Source organism: Kitasatospora sp. NPDC059747 (assembly GCF_042732955.1).
In the GTDB taxonomy this organism is placed as follows: domain Bacteria; phylum Actinomycetota; class Actinomycetes; order Streptomycetales; family Streptomycetaceae; genus Kitasatospora.
The window spans coordinates 60,897-71,506 of the sequence record NZ_JBHWGV010000010.1 but is presented as its reverse complement, the minus strand read 5'-3'; the positions used below and the strand labels follow the sequence as shown (position 1 = coordinate 71,506).

At 74.5% G+C, this 10,610-nt stretch carries 7 protein-coding genes; 6 read left to right on the top strand and 1 reads right to left on the bottom strand.

Annotated elements, in window-relative coordinates; genetic code table 11:
• Positions 1 to 210 precede the first annotated feature (210 nt).
• The gene (locus ACFV4G_RS06850) at positions 211 to 1,674 is read right to left on the bottom strand and encodes a cation:dicarboxylate symporter family transporter (protein WP_380437353.1); all 1,464 of its coding nucleotides are present in this window, start codon (positions 1,672 to 1,674) and stop codon (positions 211 to 213) included.
• A 205-nt stretch (positions 1,675 to 1,879) separates the two neighbouring features.
• On the opposite strand from ACFV4G_RS06850, the gene ACFV4G_RS06845 reads away from it, so the two are divergent.
• The 6 genes from ACFV4G_RS06845 to ACFV4G_RS06820 all read left to right on the top strand — a co-directional run bounded on the left by ACFV4G_RS06845 (position 1,880) and on the right by ACFV4G_RS06820 (position 10,518).
• Entirely contained in the window at positions 1,880 to 3,697 is a 1,818-nt protein-coding gene (locus ACFV4G_RS06845) for an ATP-binding protein (protein WP_380437257.1), read from the top strand.
• A gap of 59 nt (positions 3,698 to 3,756) precedes the next feature.
• Complete coding sequence (locus ACFV4G_RS06840) at positions 3,757 to 4,470, top strand: response regulator (RefSeq protein WP_380437351.1); 714 nt, start codon at positions 3,757 to 3,759, stop codon at positions 4,468 to 4,470.
• Positions 4,471 to 4,720: 250 nt separating this feature from the next.
• Positions 4,721 to 6,217: a diaminobutyrate--2-oxoglutarate transaminase family protein gene (locus ACFV4G_RS06835; protein ID WP_380437255.1), complete on the top strand. Its 1,497-nt coding sequence runs from the start codon at positions 4,721 to 4,723 to the stop codon at positions 6,215 to 6,217.
• Between the two features lie 158 nt (positions 6,218 to 6,375).
• On the top strand, positions 6,376 to 7,839 hold the full coding sequence (locus ACFV4G_RS06830; RefSeq protein WP_380437349.1) for a pyridoxal phosphate-dependent decarboxylase family protein: 1,464 nt from the start codon (positions 6,376 to 6,378) through the stop codon (positions 7,837 to 7,839).
• A gap of 514 nt (positions 7,840 to 8,353) precedes the next feature.
• A complete protein-coding gene (locus ACFV4G_RS06825; RefSeq protein WP_380437253.1) occupies positions 8,354 to 9,220 on the top strand; it encodes a tRNA-dependent cyclodipeptide synthase in 867 nt (288 codons plus the stop codon).
• Positions 9,221 to 9,264: 44 nt separating this feature from the next.
• Entirely contained in the window at positions 9,265 to 10,518 is a 1,254-nt protein-coding gene (locus ACFV4G_RS06820) for a cytochrome P450 (RefSeq protein ID WP_380437251.1), read from the top strand.
• Positions 10,519 to 10,610 lie beyond the last annotated feature (92 nt).

Sequence of the window (10,610 nt, the reverse complement as noted above, 5' to 3'; positions counted from 1 at the left end):
ACACAGCCCCCCCCCCCCCGCCCGCCCCAGCGCCCGCGGGCCCCCGGCCCCGCGGGGGGCGGCGACCCCCCCGCGGGCGCGCCCCCCGCGCGCGCGTGACCTACCCCGCCCCCGCGCGCGGCCGCCGCGCGCCCCCCCCGCCGCCGCCCGCGCGCGCGGCGCGGGGCCCCGCGCGCCGCCCCGCCCCGGGGGGTGAGCGGGGTGAGGCCGTCAGGCGGCCGCCGGGGCGCCGCTCGCCACCGGGGTGCCCTCGGACGCCGGAGCGGGGCTCACGGCCGTCGGCGCCGCGTCCTGGCCGCCGTGCGTGTCGATGAGCGTCCGCTCGTCGAACGGCAGCTCGCCCGCGAGCACCCGGCGCGCTCGCTCCGCGTCGAGCTCGCCCGTCCAGCGTCCGATCAGGACGGTGGCGACCGCGTTGCCCGCGAAGTTGGTCAGCGCCCGGGCCTCCGACATGAACCGGTCGATGCCGACGATCAGCCCGACCCCGTCCACCAGCGCGGGCTTGTGCGACTGCAGTCCGCCGGCCAGCGTGGCGAGCCCGGCGCCGGTGACCCCGGCCGCGCCCTTGCTGGCGATCACCATGAAGACCAGCAGCGACAACTGCTCGCCGATCGACATCGGCTTGTCCATCGCCTCGGAGATGAAGATCGACGCCATGGTGAGGTAGATCGCGGTGCCGTCGAGGTTGAAGCTGTAGCCGGTCGGCACGGTGATGCCGACGACCGGACGGCTGACGCCCAGGTGCTCCATCTTGGCGATGAGGCGCGGCAGCGCGCTCTCGGACGAGGACGTGGAGAGGATCAGCAGGAACTCGCGGCCGAGGTAGCGCAGGAGCGCGAACACGTTGACCCCGGCGACCAGTCGCAGCAGCGCGCCGAGCACCACCACGACGAACAGGGCGCAGGTGACGTAGAAGCCGATCATGATGACGGCGAGGCTCTTGAGTGCCGCCGTGCCGGTCGCCCCGACCACGCCCGCCATGGCGCCGAACGCGCCGATCGGCGCGACCCACATGATCATCGCCATGACCCGGAACACCAGCCGCTGGACGTGCTCGACGCCGCGGAGCACCGGGGCGCCGGCCGGCCCCATTGCCTGAAGGGCGAAGCCGACGAGCAGCGCGACCAGCAGGGTCTGCAGCACCTTGCCCTCGGTGAGGGCCGAGACCAGGGTGTTCGGGATCATGCCGAGCAGGAAGTCGGAGGTGGACTGCGCGCCGCCGGCCGCCGCCTGCGCGTGGCCCGACTTGGCCAGCGCGGCGGTCAGGTGCAGGCCGCTGCCGGGCTCCAGGAGGTTGCCGACCACGAGCCCGATCGCGAGGGCGACCGTCGACATGGCGAGGAAGTAGCCGATGGCCAGTCCGCCGACCTTGCCGACCTTGGCGGCCTTGGTGACCGAGCCGATGCCGAGCACGATCGTGCAGAAGATGACCGGGCTGATCATCATCTTGATCAGGTTGACGAAGCCCGTCCCGATCGGCTTCAGCCCGACCGCGAACCCCGGGGCGGCCAGGCCGACCACCACGCCGGCGATCACGGCGGCGATGACGGCGAGGTAGAGGTAGTGGGTGCGGTCCCGCTTCGCGGCGGGAGGCTGCGCGGCCCCCTCCGGTGCGCGGCGCCCGTCCGGCTCCTCCTCGCGTCTGCCCCCCGAAGGCTTTGCGGCTCCAGCGATCGACATCTGCGGCTCCTTCGCCCTGCAGTCCTGGCGGCCCCGGGTGGTGGGCCGCTCCGACTATCGGGCCCGGGAGTGATGGAGGTCACGTTTGCGTTCATAGAGTTCGCAAAGGCGCATCAGCACCCGCATCAGCACCCGCACCCGTCCCGTCGCGGAGTGCGCGCCCCCGGGGTCCGCGGAGCCGTGGTGCACACTGGCAGGCATGTCCGTGCGCACCCCCACCGCCACCGCGCCGCGCCGGCTGCTCCCCGACCCGCGCCGCCTGGTCCGCAGCCTGGCCGGACAGCTGTTCGCCGTCCAGGTCGTCATCGTGGCCGCCGTGGTGGCGGGCGGCGCCGTGCTCGCGTACCTGTTCACCGCCGACCGCACCGAGGAGGCGGCCCGCCGCGAGGTGACCGCCGTCGCCCACGCGGTCGCCGACTCGCCGACCGTCCGCGCCGCGGTCACCGGGCCCGACCCGACCGCCGTCCTCCAGCCGTACGCCGAGCAGGTCCGCGTCGACACCGGGGTCTCGTTCATCACCGTCATGAACACCGACGGCGTGCGCTGGACCCACCCCCTGCCGGAGCAGATCGGCAAGCGCTTCCTCGGTCACATCGACTGGGCGCTCGCCGGGCAGACCCGCAGCGAGACGTACACCGGCACGCTCGGCCCGTCGGTACGGGTGGTCACGCCGGTCCTGGACGAGCAGCACCGGGTGATCGCGCTCGTGAGCGTGGGCATCACGTTGGAGAGCATCTCCGAGCAGCTGACCGGCCCGCTGCTGGCGCTGGTCGGGGTGGCGGTGGCCGCGCTCGCGGTCGGCGGGGCCGGAACGTACCTCGCCAACTCCCGTCTGCGCAGGCACACCCACGGCATGGGCCCGGCCGAACTCAGCCACCTCTACGAGTACCACCAGGCGACCCTGCACTCGGTGCGCGAGGGCCTGGTCCTGCTCGACCGCGCCCACCGGGTGGTGCTGTGCAACGATGCCGCCCGCGAACTCCTGGTCCTGGAAGGGACGGTGGAGGGGCGGCCGGTCGCCGGGCTCGGCCTGCCGGAGGCGCTCGTCGCGGCCGTGCTGGGCGACGGGCCGGTGCGCGACGAGGTGCACCTGACCGCCGAACGGGTCGTCGTCCTCAACACCTCCACCATCGGCACCGGCCTCGGCCGTGTGGTCACCCTCCGCGACCACACCGAACTGCAGTCGCTCAGCGGCGAGTTGGACTCCGTGCGCGGCTTCACCGAGGCGCTCGGCGCACAGGCCCACGAGGCCGCCAACCGACTGCACGCCGTCGTCTCGCTGATCGAACTCGGGCGCCACGAACAGGCGGTGGAGTTCGCGACCGCCGAACTCGCCCTCGCCCAGCAGCTCACCGACCGGGTCGTCGCCGCCGTCAGCGAACCCGTCCTGGCCGCGCTGCTGCTCGGCAAGGCCGCCCAGGCGGCCGAGCGCGGCGTGGAGCTGACCCTCGCCGAGGACAGCCGCATCGACGACGGCGTCCTGCCACCCGGTCTCTCCGCCCGCGACCTCATCACCGTCCTCGGCAACCTGATCGACAACGCCGTGGACGCCGCGATCGCCGGTGTCGCCGACAGCCCCGTCCCGCCGGAGGTCACCGTGACGGCGCGGATCGACGACGCGGACGACCACCTGGTGCTGCGCGTCGCCGACACCGGGGCGGGCATCGACCCGGCGGCCGTCGAGGACGTGTTCCGGCGCGGCTGGAGCACCAAGCAGGACGGCCGCGGTCACGGCCTCGGACTGGCCCTCGTCGCGCAGGCCGCGCGGCGCAACGGCGGCACCGTCGAGGTCGGCCGCGAGCGCGGTGCGGTGCTCACCGTCCGGCTGCCCCTCGCGGGGAAGGCCGGCGAAGCGGGGTCGGCAGGCGGCGCAGGGCTGGCGAACGGCGCAGGGTTGGCAGGCGGCGTAGGGGCGGCAGGTGGCGTAGGCGCGGCAGTCGGCGCAGGGACGGCCGCAGGCGCGGGGAAGACCACCGTCGCGGGAAAGGCGGAGAGAGCGGCGGAGGTGGTCTCGTGACCGCGGGCTTCGGGCCGCCGGACGCCTCCGGGGCCGCCGCCCCGGCCCGCGCCCCCGGCATCCCGGTGCTGATCGTCGAGGACGACCCCGTCGCCGCCGCCGCGCACACCCTCTACGTCGAGCGCGAGCCCGGCTTCCGTGCTGTCGGCACGGTCCACAGCTGCGCCGACGCGCTGCGCTTCCTGGAACGCGCCCGCGCCGCCGGGACCCCCGTCGGCCTCACCCTGCTCGACCTCTACCTGCCGGACGGCCACGGCCTCCAGCTCTGCCGCACGCTGCGCGCCGCCGGCCACACCACCGACATCATCGCGGTGACCTCGGCCCGCGACCTCGCCATGGTCCGGCAGGCGGTCTCGGCGGGGGTCGTCCAGTACCTGCTGAAACCGTTCAGCGCCGCCGCCCTGCACGACCGCCTCGAACGCTACGCCCGCTACCGGGACAGCCTCGGCCGCACCGGCGAGGCGACCGGCCAGGACGAGGTCGACCAGGCGCTCGCCCTGCTCCGGACGCCCGAGCGGACCGCCCTGCCCAAGGGCCTCAGCGCGCCGACCCTCGACACCGTCGGGGGCGTGCTGCGCGAGGCCGCGACCGGGCTGTCGGCCGCCGCCGCGGGCGCCGCCGCCGGGGTCTCGCGGATCACCGCGCGCCGGTACCTCGAACACCTCGTCGACATCGGGCTCGCCGTGCGCGAGCCGCAGTACGGGAGCGTCGGGCGGCCGGAGCTCTGCTACCGCTGGAAGGCGGGGGACGGGTCGGCCGGGCGCCGCGCGTGACGCCCCGGAGGACCTGGCGTGCGGGGGCCCCCGAGAGCCGGCCGGGAGTCGGCGGCGCAACGCCCCGGAAAAGAAAGCGGCGCAACGCCCCGGAAAAGAAATCCGCCGTGCGGCCGTGACCGCTCGCCCGGGTGCTCGTTGGGGAGGGCGGGGAGGTTCACCCGGTTGGGTGGTTCCGGGCGCCCCGGGGCGTCCGGCCAGGTCAGGGGCGATAAAGTTAGGCTTACCTAACTTCTCCTGGGGGTATGTCTTGTCGCTCGCCGCCATTCCCGCCCAGGCGCCCGGCGAGGCCGTCCTGCGCCGCCAGCGCGTCCGCGAGTCCTCCGCCCGGACGTACGCCCGCTCGTTCCCGATCGTCCCCGTCCGGGCGAACGGCATGACCGTCGAGGGCGCGGACGGGCGGCGCTACCTCGATTGCCTCTCCGGCGCCGGGACGCTCGCCCTCGGGCACAACCACCCGGTGGTGCTGGAGGCGATCCGCCGCACCCTCGACAGCGGCGCGCCGCTGCACCTGCTCGACCTCGCCACCGCCGAGAAGGACGACTTCACCACGGCCCTGTTCGAGAGCCTGCCCCCGGAGTTCGCCGCCCGCGCCCGGGTGCACTTCTGCGGTCCGGCCGGGACGGACGCCGTCGAGGCCGCGCTCAAGCTGATGCAGACCGCCACCGGCCGCTCCGGCGCCCTCGCCTTCACCGGCGCCTACCACGGCATGACCGCCGGCGCCCTCGCCCTCACCGGCAACACCGCCGTCAAGGAGCCCCTGCCGAGCGGCGGGGACGTCGTCCGGCTGCCCTACCCGTACGGCTACCGCTGCCCGTTCGGTGTCGGCGGCGAGGCGGGCGCCGACCTCTCCGCCACCTACGTCGAACGGCTGCTGGACGACCCGTCCGGCGGCGTCACCACCCCCGCCGCCATGGTCCTGGAAGCCGTCCAGGGCGAGGGCGGCGTCGTGCCCGCCCCCGACGGCTGGCTGCGCGCGATGCGCCGCATCACCGCCGAGCGCGGCATCCCGCTGATCGTCGACGAGGTGCAGACCGGCGTCGGCCGTACCGGGCGGATGTGGGCCGTGGAGCACAGCGGCGTCGTCCCGGACGCCATGGTGCTCTCCAAGGCCATCGGCGGCAGCCTGCCGCTCGCCGTCGTCGTCTACCGCGAGGACTACGACGGCTGGCGGCCCGGCGCCCACACCGGCACCTTCCGCGGCAACACCCTCGCCATGGCCGCCGGTGCCGCCACCCTGCGGTACGTCGCCGCCCACGGCCTCGCCGAGCGCGCCGCCGTCGTCGGCGACCGGCTGACGTCGCGGCTGCGCGACCTCGCCACCGAACTGCCCGCCATCGGCGACGTCCGCGGGCGCGGCCTGATGCTCGGCGTCGAACTCGTCGACGCCGCGGCCGAGCCCGACTCGTGCGGCGCGCGCCCGGCCGACCCGGCGTTCGCCGTCCGGGTCCGCGAGGCCTGCCTGGAACGCGGCCTGATCGTCGAACTCGGCGGGCGCCACGACGCCGTCCTGCGGCTGCTCCCGCCGCTCACCATCACGGACGAACAGGCTGCCGCCGTGTTCGACCGGCTCGCCGACGCGATCGCCTCGGTGAGTTCGGTGAGTTCGGCGCCCTCGTCCGCTGCGGCGGGATCGGCGGGATCGGCGGAATCGGCGGGTGTGAGCGGGTCGGCGGGATCGTCGGCGTCGGGCCGGGACGATGCGGTGGCGGCCCGGGGCGCCGAGAGCGTACGGGAGGGCAGGTGACCGGCGCGGGGGCCGGCTCCGGGCCCGCGCACGACCGGGAACCGGGAGACGAGAGCGGGTACGGGCCCGAGCCCGAGCCCGAGCGCGGGCGCGGGTCTCGGCGCGACGGCGACTCCGGCCGCGAGACCGACCACGAACTCCCCGACGCGGCATCCCCGTTGGACGCCCTCGCGGGCGGCGCCGGCGGACCGGGCGCGCTCGGCCCCCTGCTCGCCACCGTTCTCGACGCCCTCGACGCCGGCACCGGCCTGCGCGCCGGCCCGCTCCCCGCCGGAAGCCCCGCCGAGCTCACCGCCCTCGTCGCCGACGGCCTCTCCGGCGCCCACGGCCGCGGCGCCCTCGCCCGCCTCACCGAACTCCTCGCCTACGGCGCCGCCGACCCGGCCGACCCCGCCTGCGCCGCCCACCTGCACTGCCCGCCACTCGCCGTCGCGGCCGCCGCCGACCTCGCCGTCAGCGCCCTCAACCCCTCCCAGGACTCCTGGGACCAGGCCCCCGCCGCCACCGCCGTCGAAACCGCGATCCTCGCCGAACTCGCCGCCCTCGTCGGCTACGACCCCGCCCGCGCCGCGGGCGTCCTCACCTCCGGCGGCACCGAGTCCAACCTCATGGGCCTCATGCTGGCCCGCGACCAACGCCTCGACGGCATCGTCGAGTTGGACGGCATCCCGGCCGGCGCCAGCCCGCGCATCATCGCCTCCCAGGCCGCCCACTTCTCCGTCCAACGCGCCGCCGCCCTGCTCGGCCTCGGTGAGCGGTCCGTCGTCGCCGTCCCCGTCGACCGCCAACTTCGCATGGAGCCCGAAGCGCTGGAACGCGCCCTGGCCGAGACCGCCTGGGCCGGACACACCCCGATCGCCGTCGTCGCGACCGCCGGCACCACCGACACCGGCGCGATCGACCCGCTGCACGCCGCCGCCGACCTCGCCGCACGCTACGGCTCCTGGCTGCACGTCGACGCCGCGTACGGCGGCGGCGCCCTCCTCTCCGACCGCCTCGCCCCGCTCCTCGACGGCATCGCCCGAGCCGACTCCGTCTCCCTCGACTGGCATAAGCTCGGCTGGCAACCCGCCGCCGCCGGCGTCTTCCTGGTCCGCCGCGCCGAGACCTACGTCTCCCTCGCCCGCCGCGCCGAGTACCTCAACCCCGTCGACGACGAACACGCCGGCTACCCCAGCCTCCTCGGCCGCTCGCTGCGCACCACCCGCCGCGCCGACGCCTTCAAGATCGCCGTCACGCTGCGCACCCTCGGCCGGGACGGGCTCGGCCGGCTCGTCGACGCCTGCCACGACCTCGCCCGCACCGCCGCCGAGGTCGTCCGCGCCGAACCGTCCCTGGAACTCCACGGCGAGCCCGTCCTCACGACCGTCCTGTTCCGCTTCCGCCCGCGCGGCCTCACGGACGGCGAGGCGGTCGACGAACTCAACGGGCAGCTACGCCGGTTGCTGCTGCGCACCGGACGGGCCGTGGTCGGCCGCACCGAACTGCCGGGGGAGGGCCCCGGGAGGGTCCGGCTGAAACTGACGCTCCTCAACCCGCACACCACGCCGGGGGAGGTCGGCGCCCTGTTGCGCGAGGTGGTCAAGGCGGGCCGCAAGGTGGCCGGGGAACGGGCCGGCTAGGGCGCCGGGGAACCGGCCGGCTGGATCACCGGGAAACCGGTCGGCCGAGGGCGGGCGCTCCGGGCCGGCCGAGTCGGCCGACTCGGCCGGCCCGGTGGGGCCGAGGGGGCGGCGATTCCAAAACAAATCCCTTTTACCGTCGCCGCGTTGGAGGAAGGCACACTGGTGTGAGAGGCTGTCCCGGCGATATTCGCCCGCCTCCGCCATATCTTCGTGGACACACTCCGGATGGCTGTACAGGCTGATTTCGGCCGACCGCTGATCACATTTCGCCAACCCCTGTGCAGGGCTTGCGGAGATCCCGAACGGCGGCGGTAACTTCGGGTGGTCGCCGCCCCACCATGCGCACACGGCATCTCGGGTCAGGCCGCCTGACCAGGCGCGCATCCTCCACTGCGACGGGTCCACCCGCACCTAGGGGTGAACTCCGCCTACCCGCCGTGCACTTCTGTGAATCGCGGTAATTCCCCCTGAAGACAGTCCTGTGACGATCGCTGTGAAGCGGAGGCAAGGCATGCGTGAATCCCTCCTGGACGAAGCCCCGATAACCGCCGGAGCCGGTGGGTGCCCGGCCGGATTCCCGGCCCCGTACGAGGCGCTGCCGTACTCATCCCGGTGCCGTGAGATCTGGCGCCGCGGAGAGCACCTGCTCATCGGCGTCAGCCCGGGCAACAGCTATTTCAGCCACCGCCGGATCACCGAACTCCTCGGGTGGGGGCGTCAGTTCTTCGAGCGGACCGACATCGTCTACGCCGACCTGCACGTCAGCGCCCAGTTCGAGTCCTTCGGCTACACCCCCGAACACGCTGGCCGCCGCGCCCTGAAAGAGGTCAAGGCGACGGCTCGGCGGATCGAGCGCGGGGTCGAGGAGGCCGGGCGCCGGGACGACGTCCGGGTGCATGCCCTCTCCTCCTTCGCCGGCGACCCCGTGTACCGGCGGCTGCACGGGCAGATCGTCGAGGCCCTCCACGCCGACCGGGTCTTCCGCGACGCCGCCGAGGGCATGGCCCGCGGTTTCCTGGCGGCCCGACTGGACGAGGGCCTCGCGCCCAGCGAGCCCCAACTCGCCGCCGGAATCCAGTACATCGCCGCCGAGCTGCCGTTCTTCCTGGACACCCCGGCCCTGCTGGGGGTGCCCTCGTCCGTCACCTGCTACCACATGCAACTCCCGCTCACCCCCGTCCTGTTCGGCCGGGACGAGGGCCTGCGCGCCGTGCCCGGCCAGGGCTACGCGGTGATCCGCCCGGCCGCGACGCGGACCGGCACCGCGTCCGAGGTCCCGTCCGCGGCCCCGTCCGAGATCGGGTCCGACATCGGGTCCGATGTCGCGCCCAGTGCCTCGCTCGACGCCGAGCCCGCGCTGCCCGCGCGCGCCGCCTGACCGATCCCAAGCCGCTCGAACCATCTCTCCGAGGAGCCACACCCATGACCGTCACCGACCCGGTGACCACCGAGCCCGCCACGTCGAACGGCGCACCGCAGGGCGGCACGTGCCCGTACGCCGAGTTCCCGCTCCCGCGCCGGGGGGACGTCCTCCCGGCGGAGGTGGCCGTACTGCGCGAGGAGCGGCCGATCGCCAAGGTCCGTACCCTGACCGGCGATCCCGCCTGGCTGGTCAGCAGTCACGCGCTCGCCAAGCAGGTGCTGGAGGACGAGCGGTTCAGTCTCAAGGACACCGCCAACCCCGGCGTCCCGCGCCAGTACGCGCTGACCATCCCGCCCGAGGTCGTCAACAACATGGGCAACATCAACAGCGCCGGGCTGCGCAACGCCGTCATGAAGACGCTCTCCCCGCGCGCCGACCGCGAACTCGACGGCTGGCTCAGGGCCGAGGCCCACCGGCTGATCGACGGGCTCGTCGCCCAGGGCGCCCCCGGCGAACTCCGGGACGGCTTCACCGAGCCCTACTCCGCGGCCCTGCACTGCCGCCTCCTCGGCATCCCCACCGACGACTGGCGGCGGCTGATGGCTGGCATCGACGTCGCCTTCATCACCAGCCCGACGCCGTTCGCGGGCGCGACCCCCAACTGGTACAAGGACCTCGGCTACATGGTCGGGCAGCTCAACGCGGACCCGGAGCCGACGGAGGGCCTGCTCGGACGGTTCGTCGAACTGCGCCGCTCCCCGGACGTGTCGGACCGCGTCGGCGACGAACTGCTCGCCACCGTCGCGCTGTCGCTGTTCGGCGCGGGTGCCGTCTCGACGTCGTCCTTCCTGCTCAACGCGATCGTCTACCTGTGCGAGCAGCCCGAACTCGCCGACCGGCTGCGGGCCGAGCCCGCGCTGATCGGAGCCGCGGTGGACGAGCTGCTGCGGGTCAACCTGTCGATCGGCGATGCCCTGCCGCGTCTTGCGCTCGACGACGTTCAGGTGGGCGACGTGATGGTGAGGGCCGGTGAGTTGGTGCTCGTCCTGGTCGAGGGTGCCAACTACGACCCGGCGGTCTTCCCCGACCCGGAGCGGATCGACTTCGGCCGGACGAGCAACCCGCACCTCGCGTTCGGGGCGGGCCGCCACTTCTGCCCGGCCTCGGCACTCGGCCGCACGCACGCCGAGATCGCGATCACGGCGCTCGTCGAGCGCCTGCCCGCCCTGCGGCTCGCCCTTCCGGCCGAGCAGTTGGCGTGGCGGCCGGGGTTCATCAAGCGGCTGCCGGAGCGGCTTCCGGTCGTGTGGTGACCGGTCGGTCGTGACCAGTCGTGTCGTGACCGGTCGTGCGGTGACCGGCCTCCGGCGGCCCGCCGGCCGTCCTCGGCGGCTGTCGGAGGGAG

What these genes read in the sequence shown, in the direction of transcription:
- ACFV4G_RS06825 (WP_380437253.1), top strand. Translation starts at nt 8,354, where the DNA reads ATGCGTGAATCCCTCCTGGACGAAGCCCCGATAACCGCCGGAGCCGGT.
- ACFV4G_RS06820 (WP_380437251.1), top strand. Translation starts at nt 9,265, where the DNA reads ATGACCGTCACCGACCCGGTGACCACCGAGCCCGCCACGTCGAACGGC.
- ACFV4G_RS06845 (WP_380437257.1), top strand. Translation starts at nt 1,880, where the DNA reads ATGTCCGTGCGCACCCCCACCGCCACCGCGCCGCGCCGGCTGCTCCCC.